Below are 25,334 nucleotides of genomic sequence, written 5' to 3' on the forward strand. Positions count from 1 at the left end.
AGACAAGACCACCGGTAACAGCAGGCTGTTGTGGTCTTGGGGCTTGTAGCGGGCCATGGTTGCGATCTCCTTGGCCGCATGTACCGCAAACGTCGTGCCAGGAGTTTTTTTACAGCCTCAACGAATAAGGTTAGATCGTGATCGCGAAGCGAGCCACGATCTGAACCGGTTGTTGGACGAGCCCGGATCGGCAGAGGCGGTTGCCTGGAAATATCTTTCGCACGGCCACAGGACACGAGGCAGCGTGGCGCTGTCAAGGTGCGCATTGCCCAATGTTCAAGTCGTCATTGCAACGACCGAGTACTGCGTTGACCTGTTCCACGTCGTGCAACCACAACGTTGAGCTGCGCTGCCCCGCTTTGAAAGTCAAAACCCCCTTTTGACCATCAAATCGACCTCTAGCCCTTTAAATACGGGCGCCATCCGCTACAAAATAAGAAGCAATCAAGCCCCCATCTTCAGGCCCCAGCATCACCCCGCGCCGTGGCACTTCTTGTATTTCTTGCCGCTGCCGCAATAGCACAGGTCGTTGCGCCCGGGCGTGGCCTCTTTGCGCACGGTCTCCACCTTGGGGCCCAGTGTTTTCCAGAGCTCGCGCAGGTCATACACCGCCCAGATCGCTTCGCCAAAAGCGTTGAGGCGGGCAATGCTGGTGCTGGGCGCGCCGTCTTCGCTCAGCGGTGACACTTCAGGCGCGGCCTCGTCGTCTTCGGTCATGGCCACGATGGCCTGCAGGGCGCCGTCCAGCCACTGGGCGGCATCCTTGTCGCGCGGCGCCGCCCATTCTTCAGGCCAGCTTTCGACGGCAAACATGAAACCCAGCGCCCAGACCTGGGCGAAGGCCGGCAGCTCTTCGCCCTTGAAACCGGCCTGCTCCTCGGGCGGCATGTCGGCCACGGCGCCGCGAATGTCCATGACTTCGGGGTGGTAGCAGCGGTCGTCTTCCAGCGAGTCCACCTGGGAATCGAGCGCCGTTTCGACCTCGTCCCAGCGCTGCTTCCACAGAGCGAGGAAGCGCTCGCGCTGCGCGTCGCTGGCGAACGAGCCGCCTTCGGCATCGGGCGCTTCGCCGGGGGCGGGCGTGGCCAGCAGCACCGACAGGTATTCGTCCTCGGCAATCGGGCGGCGCGAGCAGATCACGGCCGCCATGAAGCCTTCACAGAATTCCCACTGCGGTGTTTCGTCGTAGCGCGTGCGCAACTCGTCAAGAATGGCGTCCAGCTCGTCAAAGGCCTCAGGGCCGAGCAGGGGGGTTGCGCTTGCGCTGGAGAGGGATGGAGGTGAGGACGGAGGGTTCATGGGGGAAATAAGATGCCGAGCCTCGCGCGAGGCTCTTATGGTGGGCAGTGTAGCGCTGCCATGTGGCCTGCCGCCCGGCCAGCAGCAGTTTGACATGTACGGAATTTGTACGGATAATACCTACACATCGTTCTTGATAAACCCTCTGTCCATGAATGCCTCCACCCGAGCCGAACGCATTGAAATCCGCGCCACGGCAGAACTCAAAGCCGCTCTGGAAAAAGCAGCCCAGCTGCAGGACCAGACCCTCAGCGCCTTTGTCTTGAATGCGTCGCGTGATGCGGCCGCGCGCGTGTTGGGCGATCAAACGCGTTTCACGCTGACCGAGCCCCAAATGAAGGCCCTCAACCAGGCGCTGGACGCCCCGGCGCGTGAACTGCCTGGACTCAAACGGCTGTTTGCCAAGCCCAGCGTATTTGCCTGATGGCCGAGCCATCTGAGCAGGCACTGGTCTTCAGCCAGCCCGAGCCTCTTGCGGCTGCGCACGACACCCAGGCTTTTGACTGCGGCGCAGCGGCGCTCAACCAGTTTTTGCAACGCTACGCGCTGGCCAACCAGACCAACGGCAGCGCCCGCACTTTCGTGACCTTGGCACAGGGGCGGGTGTTTGGCTACTACAGCCTGGCGGCCGCATCGGTTGAACATGCAGCAGTGCCGCAGCGCGTGAGCAAAGGCTTGGCCCGCCATCCCATTCCCATGCTGCTGTTGGCGCGGCTGGCGGTGGATGTGCGTGCGCAAGGCCAAGGCGTGGGGCGCAGCCTGTTGCAGAGTGCGCTATTGAAATACCTGCAAGCCTGCGAGGTCATTGGCTGCCGCGCGCTGATGGTGCATGCCAAGGACGAGGCGGCCGCGCGCTTTTACCAGGGCTACGGTTTTGAGCCTTCGCCTATTGATGCGGCCCATCTGTATTTGCTGACCAAGGATATTCGCAAGACGCTCGCCTGAACCGAACTTAGGTTTGACTAATGGTGCCAATAGTGGCACCATATCAGGAATATGGCGAGCGTGGAAAAACTTCTGGAACAGATGCGCCTGGAGCCCGCCAACGTGGGGTTCAGTGACCTGAAAAAGGTGTGCATGGCCTACTTCGGCAAGCCACGGCAAAGCGGCAGCAGCCACGCCATCTTCAAGACTCCTTGGCCCGGCGACCCGCGCGTCAACATCCAGAACGCAAAAGGCAAGGCCAAGCCCTACCAGGTCAGACAGGTCCTGCAAGCCATTGACAAACTGCAAGGCAAATCATGAACATCAAGCACTACACCTACCGCGTCACCTGGTCCCCCGAAGACGGCGAACATGTGGGCCTGTGCGCCGAATTTCCGTCGCTAAGCTGGCTGGCAAAAACACCCGAGGCCGCGCTCAAAGGCATTAGTAAAGTAGTGGCCGACGTGGTGGCAGACATGCAGGCCAGCGGCGAGCCGGTACCCGAAGCGATGGCTGAGAAGCACTACAGTGGCGAGTTCCGAGTACGCATCCCGCCGCAACTTCACCGCAACCTGGCACTGATGGCAGCGGAGCAAGGGGTCAGTCTGAATCGATTGGCAAGCGCGAAGTTAGCGGCGTGAGTCTTGCAATATCTTGCCCGTCACAAACTCCAGCGATTAAATTTTAATTTCCAGAAAATCGTCTCGGATCGCCGTTCCCATTGCGCATGACGCTATGAATTAAATAGCCGCTTGTGCTCGTACTCCACGGACCAGAAGCCTTTTTGACATGGAAGTCACGGCGCGGTCCTTGCTCAGCAACATGGCTTGCTCGGCCACCGCCAGGTCGATGAACTTCTGGTCGTCCGGGTCGCTGCAGATGACGCTGGCTTTGCCGGCAACCTCAATCAGTCGGGCATGTCGGTCAAAGGCTGCCAGCACGTCGTCTGCGCTCAGCTTGCAAGAATCCAGGCGCGGGACGATTTGCGGATAGGCCAGCACGCGCGCCAGTTCATCGCGCATGGGCTGGGTGGCCAGCCAGTCGAGTTCACCGGTTTCCAGCCCCTGTTTGACCGGTTGCGCCGCCGCGTCGTTAAACACAAACACATCGAGGACGATGTTGGTGTCCAGGACGATGGGACGAGTGCTCATCGGGTAACCTCCGCGCTACGCGCTGCGGTATTCGCCTTGGGAGCGGCCCGGCGGCTCATGCGCCCAAGACCATGGCGCGCCTGTAGGCAAGCCTGTGATGCACCGCCCTCACCCCTGCCCTCCCCCAGCGGGAGAGGGAGCAAGACCGGGCGTGGATGCGGGCTTGCCCCGCGCGGAGCCCGCCACCATGTCAAAACGGAACAGGCGGCATTCAATCGGGCCGTTCCACATGGGCACGCGGCGCGACTCCTTCAGGCGCATCTTGCCCGGCAGCTTCAGGTCGGGCGTGAGCACATGGGCGGTCCAGCCCGCGTAATTCTTTTTCCAGTGTGTGGCCAGCTGCGCAAAGAAGTCTGTGCCGTCTTCGGTTTGCGCCTGCTCACGGCCTACCCCGCCCGCGCGGCCTTGCGGTCTCGGCACGGGCTGGCCAAACTCGTCCATGCCCTGCTGTCTTTGCTGGCCACCCGGCACACCAGCCACGCCGGCCACCTCAATCCGCTCGCCGTAGGGGGGGTTCACCAGCATCACGCCCGAGGGCGCGGGCGGCATGCGCTGCAGTGCGTCGCCGCCGCGCAGCTGCACGGCATGGGCCACGCCGGCGCGCTCGGCATTGCGCTCGGCAAAGTCCACCATGCGGAACGACACGTCGCTGCCAAACACCGGGGCGCTGGGCGCGGTGATGGCGGCCTCGGCCTGGTTCAACAGGCCGTCCCAGACATGGCCCTGAAACGGCAAGAATTTCTGGAAGGCAAAGCGCCGGTTCAGCCCCGGCGCCATGTTGCAGGCGATTTGCGCGGCCTCAATCGCGATGGTGCCCGAGCCGCAGCAGGGGTCGTACAGCGGCACACCGTCCTTGCACAACTGGTCCCAGCCGCTGGCGGCGATCATGGCGGCGGCCAGGGTTTCCTTCAGCGGCGCGTCACCCTTGTCTTCGCGCCAGCCGCGCTTGAACAGCGGCTCGCCCGAGGTGTCGATGTAGATGGTGACGGTGTCGGTCGTCAGGTGCACATACACGCGCGCGTCGGGCCAGCGCGTGTCCACATCGGGGCGCACGTCGAACTTGGCGCGAAAGCGGTCGGCAATCGCGTCCTTGATCTTGAGCGCTGCAAAGTTCAGGCTGGTCAGCGGGCTGTGCTGCGCGGTGATCTCGACCTTGAAGGTCTGCCTGGGCGTGAACCAGATTTCCCAGGCTACGCTAGCCGCAGCGTTGTACAGGTCCTGCTCGCTGCGGTACTGGTTGTGCTGCAGCTCGATCAGCACGCGCTGGGCCAGGCGGCTGTGCAGGTTGAGCTGCATCGCGTCGCGCCACGACGCCTGCAGCTGCACGCCGGCGCGCCAGGCCTTGCCCTGGATGCCGGTCACCCGCTTGACCTCGGCCGCCAGCAGCTCTTCGACGCCGGCAGCACACGGCAAAAACAATTGAAGTTGGTTCATAGCGCCGCCGGGCCGCCCCAAGGCGCTATAGCCCCCTCGGGGGGCAGTGCAGTACACGAAGTGATAAGCGTGGGGGTCATTACAGTGATTTTCGCAGGTTGGCAGGCGCGATGCGCAAAGCCTCGCGGTACTTGGCCACGGTGCGGCGCGCGCATTCAATGCCCTGTTCCTTGAGCATTTCGGAAATCTGGTTATCGGACAGCGGCTTTTTGGCGCTCTCCGACGCGACAAACTGCTTGATCAGCGCACGCACGGCGGTGCTGGACGCATTGCCACCGGTCTCGGTGCCCAGTGCCGAGCCAAAGAAGTACTTCAGCTCAAACGTACCGTAGGGCGTGCTCATGTACTTGGCCGTGGTCACGCGCGAGATGGTGGACTCGTGCAGGCCCAGCTCGTCGGCAATCTCGCGCAGCACCAGCGGACGCATCGCCAGCTCGCCATGCGTGAAGAAGTTTTTCTGCCGCTCCACGATGGCGCTGCTCACGCGCAGGATGGTGTCAAAGCGCTGCTGGATGTTCTTGATGAACCAGCGCGCCTCCTGCAGCCGCTGCTGCAGGGCCTGGCCGTTCTGGCCCTTGTGCTGCTTGATGGCGTTGGCATAGATGTCGTGCACGCGCAGGCGCGGCATCACGTCGCTGTTGAGCTGCACCTTGAAGCCGCGGCCCGACTTGACGACGATCACATCGGGCACGATCAGGTTGCGCTCCACATTGACGAAACGGCGGCCGGGCTTGGGGTCCAACCGGCCAATCAGGGCAATGGCGCCCTTGATGGCGGTTTCGCCAAACCCGCACAGGTGCGCCAGGCGTTTCACATCGCGCTTGGCCAGCAGTTCCATGGGCTGCCGGCAGATGGCCTGCGCCGCCCGGGCCTCCTCGGTGTTTTTGCAGTCGAGCAACTGCAGGCTCAGGCACTCGGCCAGATGCCGCGCGCCCACGCCCGCCGGCTCCATGTGCTGCAGCAGCTTGAGGACCATCGCAAAATGCTGCTCCAGTTCTTCGGCCTGCTCCAGGTCATCGCCTGCCAGGCCGGCCGCCAGCGAGGCCAGGCTGTCTTCCAGATAGCCATCGTCGTTGAGCGACTCGATCAGGAAATGCAGGGCCGCCTTGTCTTCGTCGGACAAACGCAAACCAAGCGCCTGCCGGTGCAGGTGTTCCTGCAGGGACTCCTGGCTGCTGGCCAGATCGGACGCTTCGGCCTCACTGTCATCGGCATTGCTTTTGCGCGGGGGCGCGTCGCCGCCCCATTCGCTGTCATCCGGCGCGGCTTCCACGCTGCCGTCTTCGTCCCAGCTGTCCTCGAGCCGGGGCTCCGAGCTGACTTCCAGATCATTTTGGCCTTCAGCCCTTGTATCTTCTGCACCAGCAGCTATGGAATCTGTAGCGGATTCGAACTCATGGTTATCCTGACTGACCGGCGTGTCGGCCTGCGCCAAGCCAAACTCCTCACGCGGCGCGGCTTCTTCGGCCAGTTCCAGAAACGGGTTTTCGTCGAGCATCTGCTCGACTTCCTGGCTCAGCTCCAGCGTGGACAGCTGCAGCAGGCGAATCGACTGCTGCAGCTGCGGCGTGAGCGCCAGGTGCTGCGAGACGCGTAATGACAGGCCTTGTTTCACGGCCCCTCCACGTATACACAAAAGCTGGCCTGGGTGGATTTTTCAAGCATGGGCCGCGGAACCGGCTCTGCCGGGCCGCAGGCGCAGCCCCCTTGAGGGGGGAAGGGGCTACACGAAGTGAGCCAACGACGGGGGGGAGCCATTACATTCTGAAGTGTTCACCGAGGTACACCCGGCGCACATCTGCGTTGTCAACAATTTCCGAAGGGGTGCCGGTGGCCAGCACATGGCCATCGCTGATGATGTAGGCGTGGTCGCAAATGCCCAGGGTCTCGCGCACATTGTGGTCGGTGATCAGCACGCCAATGCCGCGCGATTTCAGGAAACCGATGATGCGCTGGATCTCGATCACGGCAATCGGGTCAATACCGGCAAACGGCTCGTCGAGCAAAATGAAGCGCGGCTGGGTGGCCAGCGCCCGGGCAATCTCGACCCGGCGGCGCTCGCCGCCCGAAAGCGCCGGCGCCGGCGAGTCGCGCAGGTGGTCGACCCGCAAGTCCTGCAGCAGGGCATCGAGCCGGTGCTGGATCTCATCGCGGCTCAGTGGGCGGCCCGACGCGTCATGCTGCAGCTCCAGCACGGCGCGCACGTTTTCTTCCACCGTGAGCTTGCGAAAAATCGAGGCCTCCTGGGGCAGGTAGCTCAGGCCCAGCCGCGAGCGCCGGTGAATCGGCATGTGCTCGACCGACTGGCCGTCGATGGTGATCTCGCCCGCATCGGCGCGCACCAAGCCGACAATCATGTAAAACGAAGTGGTCTTGCCCGCGCCGTTGGGGCCCAGCAAGCCGACCACCTCGCCTTTTTGCACCGCCAGCGAGACATCCTGCACCACCAGACGGCGGCCGTAAGACTTTTTCAGGCCCTGCGCCACCAGGCGGCTGGGTGGGGCGGACGCCGTATTGCTTGCCAAATCCATCGTCTTGTTTAACCTAGAAACCGCAGTTGGACGCGCCCGAGTGGGCCGTCATGGGGTGGGCTGGCAAGGCGTGACGACGCTGCGGGCTAATGCCCGCAAGGAGGAGCAACGCCGCCAGCGCGCGCCAGGGCGGCTCAATCGGGTGCGTAGCGCTGCCCGCCAAAAGGTGAACTCGTGCGTGAGCGAATAAGTGTGTGTTCATGCGGTCTTGCCAGCGGAGTATGAGCGGTCAACTGCGGTTTCTAGGTTTATTTCTTCTCGTTGCCCAGTGCGCTGCTGGGGCGCAGGCTGGGGGCCGATGTGGCCGATGGTGCAGGGGCCGGCGCAGCGGCCGAAGCCGGTGTTCTGGGGGACAGCAGGGCCCGGACCCGGCCGCCGGGATTGGCTGCCGTGCGGTTTTGCACGCCGCCATCGACCGTGAACACATCGGTGGTGTTTTCATAGACGATCAGGGAGCCGGTGGTTTCGTCGCCCAGCGCCGCGCCCATGTAACGGCGCAATATCGCCCGTTTGATGAACTTGACGTTGTCGGGGCGGCTGTCGTATTCGATGATTTCCGCTTCGCCTTCGATGAACTCGTCCACCCCGTCGCGCTTGCTGCGGTAGTAAGCCAGCTTGCCCGGCGCGGCGGTCACCACCGCCTGCTGGTAGCCCTCCGGGTCCTGCTTCACGTCCACCCGTTCACCGCGGATGATGATGGTGCCCTTGGTAATCACCACCTTGCCCGTGAACACACTGGTTTGCTTGAGATCGTCATAGCGCAAGGCATCGGCCTCGGCATTCATGGGCTTGTCGCGGTCGGCTTTCTCGGCCAGCGCCGCCGTCGACAGGGTCAGCGCCAGAAGCCAAGGCAGGCAGCTTGAGAGAAGAGGTTTTTTCATAAGGCACAAATCTTGCTTTTGCCAGCTTTCCTGACAATTGTAGCGGCTGCCACCCACGGCGCCCGCGAAAATCCCACAAAAAAACCCGTTAAACCGGCACTGGGCGCGGGACTAACGGGTCTGCGGTATGTGCGGGCTGACCGCCCGGACCGGCGCGCTGGCTAGCCCGCCTTTTTGGCCGGCTGAGGCTGAGCAGCCGGTTTTTTGGCAGCCGGGGCGGCAGGCGCTGCCTTGGGCAGGGTTTTGCGCACTTCAGCCACCAGGGCATCGACCACCTGCAGCGCGCGCGGCATGGTTTTCGCCAGCGTACCGGAGGTGTAGTAACGGCCATCCACGCCCAATGCAGGCACGCCGTCTACCGCAAAGGCGTCCTGCAGCTGGGTGGCTTTGCGAACCTTGGTGCTGACCGTGAACGAGTTGTACATTTCGACGAATTTGGCCTTGTCGAGGCCCTGCTTGGCAGCCCAGGCCGCAATGCTCTCGGCCGTGTTGAGCGCCTGTTTTTCCACATGGATCGCGTAAAACACTTTTTTGTGCAGCGCCTCGACCTTGCCCAGGCCTTCGAGCACAAAATAAAGACGCTGCTGCGGTTCAAAGTCGGGGCGAAAAGCCACCGGCGCGCGCCGCACCGCGACATCTGCCGGTGCTTTTTTAATCCACTCTTCCAGCTGGGGCTCAAAGACGTTGCAGTGCGGACAGCTGTACCAGAAAAACTCAACCACTTCGATCTTGCCCGCCGGGGCCTCCACCGGCGCGCGCTTGTCGAGCACCAGGTAGTCGGAGCCTTCTTTCAGTCCTGCGCCCTGCGCCTGGGCCAGGGTGGGCAGCGCCAGCGTGCCCAAGGTGGTGGCTGCGGCTACAGAGGCGGCTGAAAGCGAAAATTCACGTCGTTGCATCAAGTTTTTCTCCTGGGTTTTCGGAAAACACCCGCCGCTGTAACAGCGGCTTCAGGGCGTCGGGCTAGAGGTTTGATAGCCCGGTTCAAAAAAGTTCAGCGCCCGGGTTAACGCTGGGTCCGGACCAGGGCGGTTTCAATGCCGTTGCTGTCCAGTCTTTCCTTGACCTTGTCGGCATCCTCTTTTTTGTCAAACGGGCCCAGGCGCACGCGGTACACGGTACGGCCCGACTGTTCGCGCTCGGTGACTTTGGCCTGCAAGCCCAGCAGGGACAGCCTGGCGCGCTGCTGCTCGGCATCTTCAGGGGTGCGAAAAGCCCCGGCCTGCACGAAGTAATTGAACGGGTCCACGCCAGCGCCCGCCGGCGCGGCGTCTGCCTTCTCCCTGGCCAGATCGCCCAGCGGATCGGCAGACACGGCCGGTTTCGCCGTTTTGGCGGCCGCCGGGTCGGCCACGGGCTTGGAGGTGGTGGCGGGCTCTGGCGGCACGGGGCTGTTGGTGACCGGGCCCGAGGCCTCAGAGGGCTTGACCGGGTTCTTGCCGGACAGGGCCGCATTGGGGTTCCAGTCCTTGTTCTTCTTGGCCTCGCTGGCATCCTGGTCAGGGTTGCGTGTCTGCTGCCCCTTGTTCATGAAGGGCACCGGCACCTTGGTGATGTACACCGCCACCGCCAGCGCGGCCCCCAGCCCCACCAGCGCCCCGATGATGAACCCCACCAGGGTATTGCCTCGTTGTTTGCTCATAGCTTGCCCAGTTTCCTTGCTTGCCCACTTCGGCTTTATTTATTTATGTTTGCTTACATCTTGCGGGGCGCACTCACGCCCAACACTGCCAGTCCATTGTGCAACACCTGCGCGGTGGCCGCGACCAGCGCCAGCCGCGCCAGCTTGACGGCTTCGTCATCGACCAAAATTCGCTCGGCATCGTAATAGCTGTGGTAGCAGGCGGCCAGTTCGCGCAGGTAGAACGCCACATCATGCGGCGCAAAACCCGTTGCCGCCCCGGTCAGCATCTCGGGGTATTTGGCAATCAGCAACATCAGCGTCTGCGCCTGCGGGCTGTCCAGGGGCGACAGGTCCACACCTTTGAGCTGGCTCTCACCACCGCCCTGAGCGGCCCAGGTGCTGAGAATCGAGCAGATGCGCGCATGCGCATACTGCACGTAGTACACCGGGTTTTCATTGTTTTTGGCCAGCGCCAGGTCAATGTCAAACACGTACTCGGTGTCGGGCTTGCGGCTGAGCAGGAAGAAGCGCACCGCGTCCTTGCTGGTCCACTCGATCAGGTCGCGCAGCGTGACGTAGCTGCCGGCACGCTTGGAGATCTTCACTTCCTCGCCGTGGCGCATCACGCGCACCATGGTGTGCAGCACGTAGTCGGGGTAGCCGGCCGGAATGCCCTCGCCGGCCGCCTGCAGGCCGGCGCGCACGCGGGCGATGGTGCCGTGGTGGTCCATGCCCTGGATGTTGATGGCCTTGCTGTAGCCCCGCTCCCATTTGGCCAGGTGGTAGGCGACATCGGGCACAAAGTAGGTGTAGCTGCCGTCGCTCTTTTTCATGACGCGGTCTTTGTCATCGCCGTAGTCGGTGGACTTGAGCCACAGCGCCCCATCGAGCTCATAGGTTTTGCCCGCGTCCTTGAGCTTTTGCACCGCACGGTCCACGCGGCCCGAACTGTACAGGCTGGACTCGAGGTAGTAGTTGTCAAATCTGACCGAGAAGGCCTGCAGGTCCAGGTCCTGCTCGTGGCGCAAATAGGCCACGGCAAACTGGCGGATGGCGTCCAGGTCTTCGATATCCCCGGAGGCGGTGAACTCGCGGTCGTCCGAGCGGACGGTTTTGCGGGCCAGAAAGTCATTGGCAATCTCGCCAATGTAGTCGCCGTTGTAGGCCGGGTCGGGCCAGCCGGCGTCGCCGGGCTTGAGGCCCCTGGCGCGGGCCTGCGTGCTGGTGGCCAGGGTCTGGATCTGCACGCCGGCGTCGTTGTAATAAAACTCGCGGTACACATCCCAGCCCTGCGTCGCAAACAGGTTGCAGATCGCATCGCCGAGCGCGGCCTGCCGGCCATGGCCCACGTGCAGCGGGCCGGTCGGATTGGCCGAGACAAATTCGACCAGCATGTGCCGGTCCTTGGCGACAGGCTGGACGCCGTACTGCGCCTGCTCCGCCAGCACCTCGCGCACGGTTTCCTGCTTGGCGGCCGGCTTGAGCCGGAAATTGATGAAGCCGGGGCCGGCAATCTCTATGCTGTCGACCCAGCGCGCAAACGCTGCGGATTGGAGCAGCAGCGCGCGCAGGTTTTCCGCCACCTGGCGCGGGTTGAGCTTGAGCGGTTTGGCCAACTGCATGGCCGCTGTAGAGGCAAAGTCGCCATGGGCCGCCACCTTGGGCGACTCGAACGCGGCCGCCACGGTACTGTCAGGCGCCATGGTTTTGAGGGCCTGGCCCAGGGCGTCCAGCAGGTCTTGTTTGATTTGAAGCATAAAGCGATTTTAAAGGTGTGGCCCCCACGCTTTTCACTGCGTGTAATGCACTGCCCCCCGAGGCGCTTATGCGCTTCTGGCCGGCGCCCGGGCAATATGCGAGAATCGGGCTTCATTCAAGAGAGCGCGGGTGTCCTGCACCCGCCGCCGAAGGCGCAATCTCCCATGATCGCTCAGGCCCCTGTATTGAATGAAACATGCCGAATCTGGAGAGAGCTGCAGCGCAAAGCTGCCGCCACCGAAGGAGCAAAGCCCGCAGCTCAGCACCCGCTGACACGGGCTGAATCTCTCAGGTACCAAGGACAGTGGGAGCGGCACCAGCACTGGTGCACGCTGCCGCCCTGAAATTCACTATCAATTTCATAGCTGCTTGCGCACGCCAGTATTGGCCTGTTGCCTTGTTTTCTTTGGAGTTCTGCTATGAAAGTCACAGTTTTAGGCGCCGGCGTGACCGGCATCACGTCCGCCTGGTTTTTGCGCCAGGCCGGCCACGAGGTCACCGTGGTCGACCGCCAGCCGGGTGCCGGCCTGGAAACCAGCTTTGCCAATGGCGGCCAGATTTCGGTCAGCCATGCCGAGCCCTGGGCCAACCCCGGCGCCCCCATGAAAGTGCTGAAATGGCTGATGCGCGAAGACGCGCCGCTGCTGTTTCGCCTGCGGCCCGATTTGAACCAGTGGCTGTGGAGCCTGGACTTTTTGCGCCAGTGCACGCCGGGCCGCACCCGCCACAACATCAAGCAGATGGTGAGCCTGGGCCTGTACAGCCGGGCCACGCTGCAACAACTGCGCGCCGACACCGGCATGGACTACCAGCAAAAGACCGAAGGGATCTTGCACTTCTACACCAGCGAGCAGGAGTACGCCGACGCCCAGGGCCCGGCCGCCGTGATGCGCGAGTACGGCTGCGAGCTGGACATGAAGACGCCCGACGAATGCGTGGCCATCGAGCCCGCGCTGGCGGCCAGCCGCGCGCAAATCGTCGGTGGCAGCATGACGCCCAGCGACGAATCGGGTGACGCGCACGCCTTCACGCGCCAGCTGGCCGCCCTGTGCGCAGACGCGGGTGTGAATTTTTTGTACAACACCCGCATCGTCGGCGCGCACAAGGTAGGCGATACGCTGACGGCGGTGCAGATTGCCAATGCCGAAGGCGTGGTGAGCAAGCTCAAGTCCGATGCCTATGTGATGTGCCTGGGCGCCTACAGCCCGCAATGGGCCAAGCTGCTGGGCCAGACCTTGCGGATTTACCCGGCCAAGGGCTATTCGGTCACGCTGCCGGTCATCAACGAGGCCGCGTCCTACCACGTGTCGCTGACCGATGACGAGTACAAGCTGGTGTTTTCGCGCCTGGGCAACCGCCTGCGCATTGCGGGCACGGCCGAGTTGAACGGCTACAGCACCGAGCTGAACCTGGTGCGCTGCGAGGCGATTGTGCGGCGCGTGCGCCAGCTCTTCCCTGACATGACCGACGGCCGGAACGCGCAGTACTGGACCGGCCTGCGCCCGGCCACGCCGTCCAACGTGCCCTACATCGGCCGCTCCCAAACCATCAACCTGTTCCTCAACACCGGCCATGGCACGCTGGGCTGGACGCACTCCTGCGGCTCGGGCGCCGCGATTGCCGACATCGTCAGCGGGCGTGCGCCGCAGGTGGACTTTGCCTTCACCGGCCGGGTGCCCGAGCGCAAACTTGTGTCACTGGGCAAGCCCGCAACACAGGCGTGAACCGGCTGCCACCCGATTTGCGCGGCTGCGCTAGCGATCTGCCTGCGGGAGGCTTACCCCTTCAGCGGATCGCCGCGCAGGCATCCCGAACACACCCGCGCAGCCAACGATGCGCCGGATCGGCATCCAGCCGCGGGTGCCAGAGCAACGACACCGTGATCTCCGGCGTGGGGACCGGAAGGGGAAAACTGTGCATGCCGGCGCGCAGGTTTCCGGTATGCCGTTCGGGAACACTGGCGATCAGGTCGGAGGCCCTGGCCAGCGCCAGCGCGGCCGAAAAGCCGCCGACGATGGTGGCGATCTCCCTTTGCAGCCCGAGCGGCACCAAGGCTTCATCCACCGGCTCCGCGCCCAGACCCCGCCGCGAGACACCGATGTGCCTGCCGGCCGCATAACGGGCCGGCGTGATCTCGCCCTGGCTCAGCGGGTGCCCCGCTCGCATGACGCCGATGAAGCGGTCCCGGAACAAGGCCTGCACACGCAACTCTGGTGCAGTCGTCTTCCCTACAACGCCGGTTTCCAGATCGACGGTTCCGTCGCGAAGTGGGGCGCTGTCTTTATTTGACTTCTGCACGAAGCGCAGCCGCACGCCGGGCGCCTCCTGGCTGACGCGGGCAATCAGGTCTGGTCCGAAGTTCTCCACAAAGCCTTCGCGGGTCCGCAGCGTGAAGGTTCGGACCAGCTTCTTGAGCTTGAGCTTCTCCACGGGGCGCAGCACCGCTTCCGCGTCCTGCACGAGCTGGCCGACCTGCTCGCGCAGTGCTATCGCCCGGGGCGTGGGAACGAGGCCGCGCCCGGCCCTGACCAGCAGCGGATCGCCCGTCGTCTCGCGCAACCGCGCCAGCGCCCGGCTCATCGCCGACGGGCTCAGCCGCAAGCGCTGGGCTGCGCGCGCCACGCTGCCTTCTGCGAGCAGCACATCCAGGGTGACAAGCAAGTTGAGATCGGGTGTAGCCATGCATTGACCATAGCGCAGTTTGATCGTGATATGGCGTCAAACGCACGAATAAAGTGCAAATCGTGCGCCTTCCGCTATACCAGGCAAAGAACTACGCTTGCATAGCAGCTCCATTTCGGAGTCGCCAGTAAACGGAGCAGAAAGCGGAGTTCATGTTGAAGTCAATCATTGCAAAACGAGATGAGGCAGTCGCTGAAAGTGAAAATGAAAGTGGAAGCGCGGACCGGACACCTTCGGTTCGGTGGGCACTCGCCAGCCTTTCGCTGTCCATGCTGCTGTCCTCGCTCGGCACCAGCATCGCCAATGTGGGCTTGCCGACCTTGGCACAGGCGTTCAACGCCTCCTTCCAGGAAGTCCAGTGGGTCGTCCTCGCGTATCTCCTCGCCATCACCACCCTGATCGTCAGCGCCGGACGGCTCGGTGACATCACCGGCCGCAGGCGGCTGCTGCTGGCCGGCATCTTCCTGTTCACGGGGGCATCGGTCCTGTGCGGCGTCGCGCCCACGCTCTGGCTGCTGATTGTTGCCCGGGCGGCACAGGGCCTGGGAGCCGCCGTCATGATGGCCCTCACCATGGCCTTTGTCGGTGAGACGGTTACTAAGGCAAAGACCGGTAGCGCCATGGGCTTGCTCGGAACAATGTCCGCAATTGGCACCGCTCTCGGTCCATCGCTTGGCGGCGTTCTGATCGCCGGACTCAGTTGGCGGGCCATCTTTCTCGTCAACGTTCCGCTGGGTATCCTGACCTTTTTTCTCGCGCTTCGCTACCTGCCGGTTGATCGCCGGGGGCCGAAGACTGACAGTGCTGGTTTCGACCCTATGGGCACGCTGCTGCTGGCCCTGACGCTCGCGGCTTATGCACTCGCCATGACCATTCGTCATCATGACGGGCGCGGCAGTTTCGGTCCGCTCAACATGGCGCTGCTGTTGCCTGCTGCCCTCGGCGTCGGCCTCTTCGTGCGCGCCGAGGCGAGAGCCGCATCCCCTTTAATCCGCTTGGCGATGTTCCGCGATCCCCTGCTGAGTGCAAGCCTCGCCATGAGTGCGCTCGTCTCGACGGTGATGATGGCGACGCTGGTGGTCGGGCCGTTCTATCTCTCCCGCTCGCTCGGGCTCAACGCGGCGCTTGTCGGGCTCGTCTTGTCGGTCGGTCCGTTTGCCGCCGCGCTGGCCGGTGTGCCGGCCGGCCGCATGGCAGATCGTTTTGGCGCCCAACGCATGACCATCGTGGGGCTCATCGCCATAGCGGCCGGCTCCTTCGTGCTATCCATGGCGCCGGCAACACCCGGCATCCCCGGTATCGCTGGCTATATCGCCCCCATCGTCGTCATCACCGTCGGCTATGCGCTGTTCATGACGGCCAACAACACCGCCGTCATGACGGATGTCCGTGCGGACCAGCGGGGCGTCATTTCCGGCATGCTCAGCCTGTCGCGCAATCTCGGGCTCATCACCGGTGCATCCGTGATGGGTGCTGTGTTCGCGTTCGCCTCAATGACGACCGACATCACAACGGCGCATCCCGAGGCCGTTGCCACCGGCATGCAGATCACGTTCGCAGTCGCGGCGATTCTGATCGTCTTCGCGCTCGCCATCGCGGTTGGAACTTACCGCCGCACATGGCGCAATCGGGCACTTGCTCCGCAAGCCGGGTTGCAGGCGGACTAGGCCGTCGGCCCTATGTGAAACTTCCCATCCGTCACCAGCGCATCATCTACCTCGACCACCGACACGCTGCGCACCTGCGCGCCGGCTGGTCCATGCCCAGCCCAATCGATGATGTTCTCGAGGGCCAGGGCGTCGCCGGCAACGGTGGCCTCCACGGAGCCATCCAGGCGGTTGCGCACCCAGCCGGAGAGCTTGAGTGCGTGGGCTTGCGCTGCGAAGGCCGCGCGGTAGCCGATGCCCTGGACCAGACCGGCGATGCGCAAATGTTTTGCCATTTTTCATCCTTCTTGCTGAGTAAGAGCCGTCCTTACGCCTGGCGCAGCCGCGTTCGGGCGGCCTCCTTCACGGCCCGCGTGAGGCGCTGGGCCAGCACGGGCTCGCGCGCCCAGTGCTGCCAGTACAGCGCCACGTCCACCGTCTGGCCGGGCAGCACTTCGGCCAGCGGCGGGCGATGGGCTCTGGCCACCAGATGCTGCTCGGGCACCATGCCCCAGCCCATGCCCAGCTCCAGCGCCAGTTCAAAGGCATCCACCGCGGGCACAAAGTGGCGCGGGTAGAGCGCATCGCGCAGCTGGAAGTGCTGCGCCAAAAAGGCATCCTGCAGGGCATCCTTGCGGTTGAAAATCACGGCCGGGCTGGCCAGCAGGCGCTGCGGCACCACCGCCCCCTTGCCGGCACGCCACTTGTCCACCAGCGCCGGCGCCGCCATGCAGTGGTAACGCATGACGCCGAGCGGCTCGGCCACGCAGCCCCGTATCGATTGCGCCAGCGTCGTCACACAGCCGGCCACGTCGCCGCTTTTGAGCGCGTCATGCGTGTGGTCCTGATCGTCCACCACGATGTCAAGCAGCAGCCGGTTTTTTTGCAGCGCCGGGGCCACCCCGGCCAGGAACCAGCCGGTCAGCGAATCGGCATTGACGGCCACGCTCAGGCTTTGCAGCGGCGCAGCTTTGCCGCCTGCGCCGCGCCCCCCTTGCAGGTTGGCCACCAGATCGGCCTCCTGCAAGCGCACCTGTTTGACATGGCCCAGCAGCGCCTGGCCGGCCGGCGTGGGATGCACCTGTTTGCCGCGCACCAGCAGGCGCTGGCCCAGGGTGTCTTCCAGCGACTTGATGCGCAGCGACACCGCAGCCAGCGTCAGGCTCAGGGCTTTGGCGGCCGCCCCGAAGCTGCCGTGTTCGATCACGGCCGCCAGGGCATCGAGTTGACGGGCATCCAGCATGGTGATTGGTTTGGCGGGCTCTTTTGGTTAAATTTTTATTGACCAACACTAATTTAACTTAATTTCATTTAATGGATGGTGATTTCTCAGGACACTTCCTCTTTAATCAAGCCGCCGTCACGCAGAAAATCACCATGCCCGCTTTCTCCACACCCGTCTTCCTGGCCCCGGCCTTCTTCGCCGGCCTGGTGCTCAGCCTGTCCCTGATCATGGCCATTGGCCCGCAAAACGCGCATGTGATGCGCATGGGCCTGCTGCGCCAGCACCTGTGGCTGACCATCGCCGTCTGCATCGCGACCGACGTGGTGCTGATTGCGGCCGGCGTGCTCGGGCTGGCGCAGCTCGGCGGCCTGTCGGACAAACTGCAGGGGGCCATGGTTGGCGCGGGCGTGGTGGTCTTGCTGGCCTACGGCGCCCAGGCCATGCAGCGCTTTCTCAAACCACCTGTCACGCCGACTTTCATGGAAACCGCCCCGGGCCAGCCGTCGGCCACGCCCGGCGCCGCAGCCCAGGTGTCCCGGCGCCAAGCCATCACGCTGGCGCTGGCCCTGTCGTGGCTCAACCCGCACGCCTGGCTGGACACCGCCGTGGTCATTGGCACGGCCTCGCTGGCCTACGCACAACCCGACAACGCGGTGTTTGGCCTGGGTGCCGCGGCGGGCTCGCTGCTGTGGTTCACGGCGCTTGGCCTGGCCATGTGGTGGCTGGGCCGCCGACTCGACTCACCGCGCATCTGGCGCGCGCTGGACGGCCTGGTGGCGGTGATGATGTGGGGTACCGCCGCCTGGCTGCTGATCGGTTTGCTGTAGAACTCTAAGCAGCCGCCGAGCGCCAGAAATCCGGCTGGCTGTAATGGTGCTTGAGAAAATCAATCCATAAACGCACGCGCAGCGGCAAGTGCTTGCGCTGCGGGAACACCGCGTAAATGCCGTTGGGCGGCGCGGCAAACTCTTCGAGCACGGGCACCAGCCGGCCCGCGGCAATTTCAGTTTCGACTTCCCAGGTGCTGCGCCAGGCAATGCCGTAACCGGCCAGACACCAGTCGTGCAGCACCTGCCCGTCAGAGCAATCCAGCGGCCCACCGGGCTTGAGGTGGATCACTTCGTTTTTTACCTGGAACGCCCAGCCTCGCGTCTGCGAGGCATCGCTCGATAGCGTGAGGCAATCAAACTTCGCCAGTTCGGTCGGGTGCTGCGGCGTGCCGTGGCGCTTGAGGTAAGCCGGCGTGGCCACGCACAGGCGCCGGTTGTCGGCCATGCGCACGCTGACCAGCGAGGAGTCGGGCAGGTCGCCCACGCGCACCGCGCAGTCAAAACCTTCGCCGGCCAGGTCCACCACGCGGTCGCTCAGGTTGAGCGTGATGGTCACATCGTCGTGCTGCTCGTGAAATTTGGCCACCAGCGGCGCCACATGACGGCGCCCGAAGCCGGCAGGCGCGGTAATCCGCAAATGACCGCTGGCCTTGACGCCACCGGCCGACACGCTGGCCTCGGCATTGGCAAAGTCAGCCAGCAGGCGCTGGCAGTCCTCCAGAAAGGCGCTGCCCTCGTGCGTGAGCGTGATGCGCCGCGTGGTGCGCACCAGCAGCTTCACACCCAGCCGCTCTTCCAGGGCATCAAGCCGCCGCCCCATGATGGCCGGCGCCACGCCTTCGGCTTTGGCGGCCGCCGTCAGGCTGCCTTTGGTGGCGACCGAAACAAAGGATTCGAGCTGCTTGAGTTTGTCCATCCCGGATTATGTGCACAAATGTTCTGAATCAGCCATTTTTCAACAGCGATTCCAACAATTCGTACTTTTAAGCCGGCCCCAATAGCCGCCACGACTCCTAGCGCACTGAACCTTGTTCGTACGCAGGTTTGCAGGGTTTAGCGGGAATTTTCGTGGTGGTGGCGCGGGTATCGGTACGGAGCAATCTGATATAAATCAAGCACTTGCAAATTTTTTATGGGAGGGGCGCCGGATGCACGACGGCCTTGTTCATAAGACGGTTTTCACTTCCATATCGTTAGGCCCTTTACGCACATTGGCATGACTACCACTCTTAGTCTCGCAAAAGTTCTCTTCCCCGCTTTGGCCGGAATCGCTGCCTTCTGCTACTACATGGCCCATCTCGCCGAGAAGGGCTCGTCTGAACTAACGAAGCAACAGTTACGACAACTCTTGCTTGAGCGCAAATTGCTCCCGGCCATGCGAGGTGCGTTTGTCTATTTCCTTCGAGCTTCAGATCGATACTTTGGACCAAAGCTGTTTTCATGGAAAGCACTGATACGGTCTGTTGTGCTGAGCATCTTTTGGACAACTGGCGTACTCGCAGCCTGCATCGCCCTCTATCCCAACTACAGCAGTTGGCTTGGCAGCAACATATCGAGGAAACTGATATTGCAGAGCGCCGGTGTATTGCTCGCAGCTTCACTTGTCGCCGACTATCTATGTGTTTGTGTCACGCGCGCAATCGCACGGGCAGCAGTAGGCAAAGGAAGGCTCTGGCTCATGTCTGCGGTCGCTATAGACCTCGTGGCTTCCGTGCTGGTGTTCTACTTTCTGTTCACCGCCGCGAAGCTACTTGTACATCCCGGCAACGGGGCACTCGGCCTGTTGGACTCGCTTCGAGTGTGGCTCAATCCCGCTGGGTTGCCAATCGGCATCGAGCTCCTCCAACCACTATCGGCAGACATGCTGGTTTCACGAGGTGGCGGCAACTTTGACATCAAAGGCGGCCTACTTACCGAAATCGTCTACGCCTTTCCAGAGCCGGTACTGTTCCTTTCCAGCCTGCTCACTTCCGTATGGTTGTGGCTCTACGTGCTGGGCTATCTCATTTTGTTTGCGGCAGTGAGACTAGATCGAATTGGTGTTTCCGCAAGAAAATTTCTCAAGGTGGCCGAGGATCCAATCAACAGCTTGGCGCTGGCGATTGTCATCGCGAGTGCCGTGCTATTCGCGATCATTCTTGCCTCCTCGGCCATTGCAGATGGGCTTGCTTATCTATCACAGGCCTAACCCTTCGCTAGGCAGCTCATGCAATTATTCGCTCAATTGCCACGCTGCTTGTTGGGACTCGTCACGTTCCTCACCTGCACTTCGGGGGTCTATGCCGGTGAGCTGTGCGGGCCAACTGGCAGTTCAATCCAGGATACCGCGTGCTCGCAAAGAAAACTTGATGTCGCTGAGCGGCAGCTCAATGAGCGCTACAAGCAATTGCTTAGTGAGCTCGATGAGATTACTAAGGAGAATCCAGTGCGCCTGGAAAATCTCAAGCCCAAACTCATTGCAGCACAGCGGGCATGGGTGTCGTTCAGGCAAGCTGAATGCAGTGCAATTCAGGTTTGGTACACAAACGGTTCACTTCAAACCGCCCTCTACAACAATTGCATGCGGTCTCACGCCGAGCGCCGCATTGAAGAGCTCAACTCTTTCATGAACTACCGCACATGAAAGGATTGCCTAACCCATTACAGGGACTCCCCCACAAGTGCAAGAAACTGACCGATAGTTTGGCAAGGCCGTCTGCCGTGTACCCACATAACGGAGTTCGCCGGGGTGCCAACAGCTGACCTTCTTCTGCCATTCTTGAGTGGCCACCACGCCATGCAGCTTCAGAGCGTGGGTTCGCTTTCTGACAAGCGCCCATTCTTTTGCCCCGACAACCAAGTGCTGGTCACCCCGCAGACCGCGATCACCACGATGCCCATGACCGACCAGCGATCGGGTGCATGCGAAAACACCAGCCAGCCCGCCAGCGTCGCAAACGCAATCTGGAAGTAGAGGTAGGGTGTCAGCGTGGCCGGGCTGGCCCGGCCATAACCCAGGATCAGCAGGTAGTGGCCCAGCGTGCTGAAAACCCCCAGCAGCGCCAGCAGGACCCACAGCCCCGCGCTGCCCGGCGTCTCCCAGGCAAACGGCAGGGCCAGCGTTGCCAGCACGGTGGCCACCACCCCGGTGTAAAAGTGCATGGTGCCGGGATCGTCCTTCTGGGCGAGATAGCTGGTCAGCAGCTGAAAAGCCGCATTGGCCACCACCAGCGCCAGCGGAAAAACCATGGCCCACTGGAAATCGTCGGCCCCGGGCCGGATCACGATCAGGGCGCCGGCCAAACCGCCCGACAGCAGCAGCCAGCGCAGCACCGACACACGCTCGCCCAGCGAGCTTGCGGACACCACGGTAATGAGCATGGGCGCGAGCATCAGGATGGCAGTGAATTCGCCCACCGGCAGGGTTCGCAGACTGATGAATGCCAGCGAACTGGACAACACCAGCAGCAATCCGCGTACCAGCTGCAGCCAGGGGTGGCGCGTTTTGAACAGGCCGCGCCCACGATGCGGCAGCAGCACCCCGCCGGTGAAGCAGGCCTGGAACATATAGCGCGACCACATGGCCACCACCAGCGGCACGGTGGTGCTGACGTATTTCGCCATGGTGTCCAGCACTGCAAAGCAGGCCATCGCCCCGACGACCAGCAACACGCCTTGCCGGGTACCGCTGGAGCGGCTCATTGGGTGACCTCCGCGCCATGCGCTGCGGTATTCGCCTTGGGAACGGCCCGGCGGCTCATGTGTTCCCGATTTGCATCAGCGACCTCACCGCCCACGGCGCTGCATGGATTTCAGGTGCTTGCTGCGCCTCATTCATGGGGTGTTTCCGTAGGTTCAATAGCTCAGGCGAGCTACCGAGCGTAGCACCTCGGGCGTGGTGGTGCCGAAGCCGAAAAATTCGAGGTAGGCCGGAATCTGCTCGAACAGCATGTCCGAACCCACCTGCACGGCGCAGCCGCGCGCCTGGGCCGCGCTGAGAAAAGCCGTCATTTCCTTCTTCATCACCACCTCGCCCACAAAAGTCGATGGCGCGATGCGCGAGACATCCATCGGCAGCGGGTCGCCTTCATTCATGCCCATGGGTGTGGCGTTGACCACCAGGTCGTAGCCGGCCGGGTCCTTGCTGCCGGTGCTGACTTGCAGCGCCGAATAATGCCTGCCCAGGCGATCGCCCAGCGCTTGGGCGGAAGCAGGATTGGCGTCGTACAGGCCAATGGCGCCGATCCCTGCCGCCGCCAGCGACGCGGCAATGGCCGAACCCACGCCGCCGCAGCCCACCACCAGCACCCGGGCCCCGCCAAGCTGCAGGCCCTTGCGCTGCACACCGCGCACAAAACCGGCGCCGTCGAACATGTCGCCCAGCAGGCTGCCATCGGGGCGGCGCAGGATGGCATTGCACGAGCCGGCGATTTTCACGGTGGGCGTGACCTCGTCAAGCAGCTCCACGGTGCTCACCTTGTGCGGCATGGTGATCAGCGCGCCACGGATGTTGGCGAGCTTGAACACCGAGCGCAGGAACACCGGATAGTCTTGCGCCTTGCAGCCCATGGGCACGACCACGGCATTGATGCCCGCCTGCTCGAACCAGGGGTTGTAAATCATCGGCGCCTTGAAGGCATGCGTGGGGTAGCCGATGTGGGCGATGAGTTCCGTGTTGCCGTTGATCATTTTTTGGCCGCTTGTGCAGCAGAGACACCGGCGCGCAGCGCGAGCAAATAGCTGTCCACACCGAAACCACAAATCTGGCCCTTGACGATTTCGGCAAACACCGACACGTGCCTGAAAGCCTCGCGGGCATGGATGTTGGACATGTGCAGCTCGACGATGGGGCAGGTCAGAATCGCCAGGGCGTCGCGGATGCCGTAGCTGTAATGGGTCCAGGCGCCGGCATTGATCAGCACGGCATCGACCTGGTCGACGAAACCCTGGTGAATGCGCTCGCACATCTCGCGCTCGCTGTTCGTCTGGAAATGTTCCACCTCGACGCCAAGGTCCCGGCCCAGGGCCTGCAGGCTGGCATTGATCTCGTCCAGCGTGATCGTGCCGTACTGCGCGGGGTCGCGCTTGCCGAACATGTTGTGGTTGATGCCGTGAAGCATGAGGATTTTCATGTTGATCTCTTTCTTTGTTGATTAGTCGGCATCAGCAGTGGGCAGATGGACAACTTGCCCGGTCCGGGCAGCTTCGGCGATGGCCTCGGTGATGCGCAGGTTCAGCAGGCCGTCGCGCGCGCTGACCAGCGGCTGGGCCTCGCCGCGAATGACCGCGCCGAAGTGCTCGAGCTGGTGCTTGAGCGGGTCGTCGCGCACCATGCCGACCACGCCCTCTTCGAACGCCTTCCACCAGGAGCGGTCTTCCGGCCGTGGGTAAGTCTTCAGGCGCATGGTGGGAATCGACAGGCTGCCGTTGGTGCCGGCAATCACGTAGCAGTCTTCATCTTCGTAGGTGGGGTAGGCCTTGTTTTCTTGAGAAGTCTGCTCCCAGCTGCGCGGACAGGCTGCGGTGTCCGACAGCATGAAGGTGCCGAGTGCGCCATTGGCAAAGCGCAGGTTGATGGCCACCGTGTCTTCCACCGGGAAGCCGCGCGTGGCGTGCGAGGCAAAGGCCTGCACCGCCACGATGTCGCCGCACAGCATGCGCAGGTTGTGCACCTCGTGGATCATGTTGAGCAGGATGGGGCCGGCACCAAGCTCTCGCCGCCACGGTGCGTCGGCATAGTAATGGTCGGGCTTGAGGAAGGTGGCGCTGCCCATCACCGCCACCAGCTGGCCGAGCCTGCCGGAATCGACCACTTCCTTGGCCTTCGCCATGATGGGGCTGTGCGCGCGGTGGTGGCCAATCAGCACCTTGGCGCCGGTTTCATCGACCACCTTGACCAGCTCTGCGCCTTCGGCCACGGTGGTGGCGATCGGTTTTTCCAGCAGGATGGGCAGCCCTGCCGCAACGCACTGCAGGGCTTGCGGCACATGCAGCTGATTCGGCGTGGCCAGGATCAGGCCGTCGGGGCGGTCTTTGGCCAGCAGTTCTTCGATCGAGGTGTACAAGGGCACACCGGCTTTGGCGGCCACGTCCACGGCGGCGGGCGACGGGTCAACGATGGCGGAAAGTGCACAGGTCGGGCTGTTCAGCGCCACGCTCATGTGGGCCTGGCCGATGTAGCCGGCGCCCGCGACGGCGATGCGGGTTTTGCTCATGTCAGGGTGCTTTCTGGCCAGTGCTCTGAACAAGTTGATGGACGGTCAATGCGCGGGCCACCCGCGCGGGCTGGCCGCAGCGGGTGAGCGCTTGGCCGGCTTACTTGCGGGCCTTGGCCAGCTCGGCCATCAGTTCGTTGACCGTGGACTCGCCCACGCTGGCGGAGTACTTGGTAATCACCGGCTTCATCTTGTCGCGCAGCTTGGTCATTTCAGCCGGTGGCAACTCGTTGACCTGCATGCCGGCCTTCTTGAGGGCCTCCAGCGCTGAGCCTGCGGCCTCACGCGCGGCCTGGCGCTGCGTTTTTCCGGCTTCGACAGCAGCCTCGCCCAGCAGCTTTTTCTCGTCGTTGGTGAGCGTGTCCCAGAACTTCTTGCTGATGATGACGGACTGCGGGTTGTACACGTGGTTGGTCACCGTCAGGTACTTCTGGACTTCATTGAGTTTGTTGGCCTGGATCACGGAGAACGGGTTCTCCTGTCCGTCCAGCGCCTTGGACTCCAGCGCGCCATAGACTTCGGGGAAAGCCATGGGCGTGGGGTTGGCATCCAGCGCCTTGACCCAGTCCAGGTTGATCGGATTCGGGATCACGCGGATTTTCAGGCCGGCAAAGTCTTCCACCTTGTTGATGGCGCGCTTGCCGTTGGTCATGTTGCGAAAGCCCAGCTCCCAGTAGGTCAGGCCCACGATGCCTTTTTCCTGCAACCTGTCGTGCATCTTCTTGCCGAACGGCCCGTCGACCACGACATCGGCTTCCTTGCCGTTGGCAAACAGGAAGGGGAAGTCAAAAACGGCGAACTCCTTGACCTGGCTGGCCAGAATGCCCGAGTTCATGGACGCCATTTCAATGGTGCCACCCTGCAGCGCCGACACGTTGGGCGCATCGCCACCGAGCACGCCGCCGGGGAACAGATTGACCTTGATCTTGCCGCCGGATTTGGCGGTGACGATCTCGGCGAATTTTTCCATGCCCGTCACGATCGGATGGCCCTTGGGGTTCTGGGTCGCAAACTTGATCGTGTGCTCCTTGATGTCCTGCGCACTGGCCATGCCGAAGGCGGCCAGGGCAACGGCGGCTACCAGCGTTTTTAGAATCAGACGTTTCATGCTTGTCTCCTAGTAAAAATTCTCAGTACGCAAACGATTTAAGGTGCAGG

Annotated in this window: 27 protein-coding genes and 1 riboswitch; of the genes, 9 read left to right on the top strand and 18 right to left on the bottom strand. The window is 62.9% G+C overall.

Annotated features, from left to right (window positions below; genetic code table 11):
• Window positions 1-471: 471 nt before the first annotated feature.
• Window positions 472-1,299, bottom strand: a complete 828-nt coding sequence (locus tag V6M61_RS10795) for a UPF0149 family protein (protein ID WP_332776576.1) — start codon at window positions 1,297-1,299, stop codon at window positions 472-474.
• A gap of 151 nt (window positions 1,300-1,450) precedes the next feature.
• Between V6M61_RS10795 and V6M61_RS10800 the strand changes: the two genes are divergently transcribed.
• Genes V6M61_RS10800 through V6M61_RS10815 form a run of 4 tightly spaced genes read left to right on the top strand, consistent with a single transcriptional unit; the run spans window position 1,451 to window position 2,864 of the window.
• Window positions 1,451-1,723, top strand: coding sequence for a type II toxin-antitoxin system TacA family antitoxin (locus V6M61_RS10800; protein ID WP_332776577.1), 273 nt, complete (start codon window positions 1,451-1,453; stop codon window positions 1,721-1,723).
• A complete protein-coding gene (locus V6M61_RS10805) occupies window positions 1,723-2,244 on the top strand; it encodes a GNAT family N-acetyltransferase (protein WP_332776578.1) in 522 nt (173 codons plus the stop codon). Before V6M61_RS10800 ends, V6M61_RS10805 begins: the two co-directional genes overlap by 1 nt.
• A 51-nt stretch (window positions 2,245-2,295) precedes the next feature.
• Window positions 2,296-2,544: a toxin HicA gene (locus tag V6M61_RS10810; protein ID WP_332776579.1), complete on the top strand. Its 249-nt coding sequence runs from the start codon at window positions 2,296-2,298 to the stop codon at window positions 2,542-2,544.
• Window positions 2,541-2,864, top strand: a complete 324-nt coding sequence (locus V6M61_RS10815) for a type II toxin-antitoxin system HicB family antitoxin (protein WP_332776580.1) — start codon at window positions 2,541-2,543, stop codon at window positions 2,862-2,864. Before V6M61_RS10810 ends, V6M61_RS10815 begins: the two co-directional genes overlap by 4 nt.
• A gap of 99 nt (window positions 2,865-2,963) precedes the next feature.
• Here V6M61_RS10815 and V6M61_RS10820 read toward each other — a convergent pair whose 3' ends face one another.
• The 8 genes from V6M61_RS10820 to argS form a co-directional block, all read right to left on the bottom strand.
• On the bottom strand, window positions 2,964-3,374 hold the full coding sequence (locus V6M61_RS10820) for a putative toxin-antitoxin system toxin component, PIN family (protein WP_332776581.1): 411 nt from the start codon (window positions 3,372-3,374) through the stop codon (window positions 2,964-2,966).
• Window positions 3,375-3,482: 108 nt separating this feature from the next.
• Window positions 3,483-4,808, bottom strand: coding sequence for a THUMP domain-containing class I SAM-dependent RNA methyltransferase (locus tag V6M61_RS10825; RefSeq protein ID WP_332776582.1), 1,326 nt, complete (start codon window positions 4,806-4,808; stop codon window positions 3,483-3,485).
• 79 nt (window positions 4,809-4,887) lie between these two features.
• Entirely contained in the window at window positions 4,888-6,423 is a 1,536-nt protein-coding gene (locus V6M61_RS10830) for an RNA polymerase factor sigma-54 (protein WP_332776583.1), read from the bottom strand.
• Between the two features lie 142 nt (window positions 6,424-6,565).
• Entirely contained in the window at window positions 6,566-7,339 is a 774-nt protein-coding gene (lptB, locus tag V6M61_RS10835) for an LPS export ABC transporter ATP-binding protein (RefSeq protein ID WP_332776584.1), read from the bottom strand.
• Window positions 7,340-7,587: 248 nt separating this feature from the next.
• Entirely contained in the window at window positions 7,588-8,220 is a 633-nt protein-coding gene (gene lptA, locus V6M61_RS10840; protein ID WP_332776585.1) for a lipopolysaccharide transport periplasmic protein LptA, read from the bottom strand.
• A gap of 161 nt (window positions 8,221-8,381) precedes the next feature.
• Complete coding sequence (locus V6M61_RS10845) at window positions 8,382-9,116, bottom strand: thiol:disulfide interchange protein DsbA/DsbL (RefSeq protein WP_332776586.1); 735 nt, start codon at window positions 9,114-9,116, stop codon at window positions 8,382-8,384.
• A gap of 107 nt (window positions 9,117-9,223) precedes the next feature.
• Window positions 9,224-9,859, bottom strand: a complete 636-nt coding sequence (locus tag V6M61_RS10850) for an SPOR domain-containing protein (protein ID WP_332776587.1) — start codon at window positions 9,857-9,859, stop codon at window positions 9,224-9,226.
• 53 nt (window positions 9,860-9,912) lie between these two features.
• Window positions 9,913-11,598 (bottom strand): arginine--tRNA ligase, encoded by a 1,686-nt coding sequence (gene argS, locus V6M61_RS10855; protein WP_332776588.1) that lies wholly within the window; start codon window positions 11,596-11,598, stop codon window positions 9,913-9,915.
• 107 nt (window positions 11,599-11,705) lie between these two features.
• Window positions 11,706-11,797: riboswitch (glycine riboswitch) on the top strand.
• Window positions 11,798-12,018: 221 nt separating this feature from the next.
• Here argS and V6M61_RS10860 point away from each other — a divergent pair.
• Window positions 12,019-13,323, top strand: a complete 1,305-nt coding sequence (locus V6M61_RS10860) for a D-amino acid dehydrogenase (protein WP_332776589.1) — start codon at window positions 12,019-12,021, stop codon at window positions 13,321-13,323.
• Between the two features lie 61 nt (window positions 13,324-13,384).
• On the opposite strand, the gene V6M61_RS10865 is transcribed toward V6M61_RS10860, so the two are convergent.
• On the bottom strand, window positions 13,385-14,281 hold the full coding sequence (locus V6M61_RS10865) for a LysR family transcriptional regulator (protein ID WP_332776590.1): 897 nt from the start codon (window positions 14,279-14,281) through the stop codon (window positions 13,385-13,387).
• 152 nt (window positions 14,282-14,433) lie between these two features.
• Here V6M61_RS10865 and V6M61_RS10870 point away from each other — a divergent pair, with 152 nt between their 5' ends.
• Window positions 14,434-15,948 carry an MFS transporter gene (locus V6M61_RS10870; protein ID WP_332776591.1) on the top strand — a complete coding sequence of 505 codons (1,515 nt, stop codon included), beginning with the start codon at window positions 14,434-14,436 and terminating at the stop codon, window positions 15,946-15,948.
• Here V6M61_RS10870 and V6M61_RS10875 read toward each other — a convergent pair.
• Together V6M61_RS10875 and V6M61_RS10880 are read right to left on the bottom strand one after the other, a co-directional pair.
• Window positions 15,945-16,223: an acylphosphatase gene (locus tag V6M61_RS10875; protein ID WP_332776592.1), complete on the bottom strand. Its 279-nt coding sequence runs from the start codon at window positions 16,221-16,223 to the stop codon at window positions 15,945-15,947. The two genes, V6M61_RS10870 and V6M61_RS10875, sit on opposite strands and share 4 nt — an antisense overlap.
• A gap of 32 nt (window positions 16,224-16,255) precedes the next feature.
• Window positions 16,256-17,170, bottom strand: a complete 915-nt coding sequence (locus tag V6M61_RS10880; protein ID WP_332776593.1) for an HTH-type transcriptional regulator ArgP — start codon at window positions 17,168-17,170, stop codon at window positions 16,256-16,258.
• Window positions 17,171-17,304: 134 nt separating this feature from the next.
• Between V6M61_RS10880 and V6M61_RS10885 the strand changes: the two genes are divergently transcribed.
• Complete coding sequence (locus V6M61_RS10885) at window positions 17,305-17,979, top strand: LysE/ArgO family amino acid transporter (protein WP_332776594.1); 675 nt, start codon at window positions 17,305-17,307, stop codon at window positions 17,977-17,979.
• A 4-nt stretch (window positions 17,980-17,983) separates the two neighbouring features.
• On the opposite strand, the gene V6M61_RS10890 is transcribed toward V6M61_RS10885, so the two are convergent.
• On the bottom strand, window positions 17,984-18,898 hold the full coding sequence (locus tag V6M61_RS10890) for a LysR family transcriptional regulator (protein ID WP_332776595.1): 915 nt from the start codon (window positions 18,896-18,898) through the stop codon (window positions 17,984-17,986).
• A gap of 300 nt (window positions 18,899-19,198) precedes the next feature.
• Between V6M61_RS10890 and V6M61_RS10895 the strand changes: the two genes are divergently transcribed.
• Both V6M61_RS10895 and V6M61_RS10900 read left to right on the top strand, forming a co-directional pair.
• Complete coding sequence (locus tag V6M61_RS10895) at window positions 19,199-20,170, top strand: hypothetical protein (protein ID WP_332776596.1); 972 nt, start codon at window positions 19,199-19,201, stop codon at window positions 20,168-20,170.
• 18 nt (window positions 20,171-20,188) lie between these two features.
• Entirely contained in the window at window positions 20,189-20,605 is a 417-nt protein-coding gene (locus V6M61_RS10900) for a lysozyme inhibitor LprI family protein (protein ID WP_332776597.1), read from the top strand.
• Window positions 20,606-20,766: 161 nt separating this feature from the next.
• Here V6M61_RS10900 and V6M61_RS10905 read toward each other — a convergent pair whose 3' ends face one another.
• From V6M61_RS10905 to V6M61_RS10925, 5 genes are all read right to left on the bottom strand, one after another.
• The gene (locus V6M61_RS10905; protein WP_332776598.1) at window positions 20,767-21,663 is read right to left on the bottom strand and encodes a DMT family transporter; all 897 of its coding nucleotides are present in this window, start codon (window positions 21,661-21,663) and stop codon (window positions 20,767-20,769) included.
• A gap of 153 nt (window positions 21,664-21,816) precedes the next feature.
• Complete coding sequence (locus V6M61_RS10910; RefSeq protein ID WP_332776599.1) at window positions 21,817-22,650, bottom strand: shikimate dehydrogenase family protein; 834 nt, start codon at window positions 22,648-22,650, stop codon at window positions 21,817-21,819.
• Complete coding sequence (gene aroQ, locus V6M61_RS10915) at window positions 22,647-23,093, bottom strand: type II 3-dehydroquinate dehydratase (protein WP_332776600.1); 447 nt, start codon at window positions 23,091-23,093, stop codon at window positions 22,647-22,649. The genes V6M61_RS10910 and aroQ overlap by 4 nt, the downstream gene beginning before the upstream one ends.
• A 21-nt stretch (window positions 23,094-23,114) precedes the next feature.
• A complete protein-coding gene (locus V6M61_RS10920) occupies window positions 23,115-24,176 on the bottom strand; it encodes a Gfo/Idh/MocA family protein (protein ID WP_332776601.1) in 1,062 nt (353 codons plus the stop codon).
• A gap of 100 nt (window positions 24,177-24,276) precedes the next feature.
• On the bottom strand, window positions 24,277-25,284 hold the full coding sequence (locus tag V6M61_RS10925) for a TRAP transporter substrate-binding protein (RefSeq protein WP_332776602.1): 1,008 nt from the start codon (window positions 25,282-25,284) through the stop codon (window positions 24,277-24,279).
• Window positions 25,285-25,334 lie beyond the last annotated feature (50 nt).

The organism is Polaromonas sp. (assembly GCF_036676035.1).
Taxonomy (GTDB): Bacteria; Pseudomonadota; Gammaproteobacteria; order Burkholderiales; family Burkholderiaceae_C; genus Polaromonas.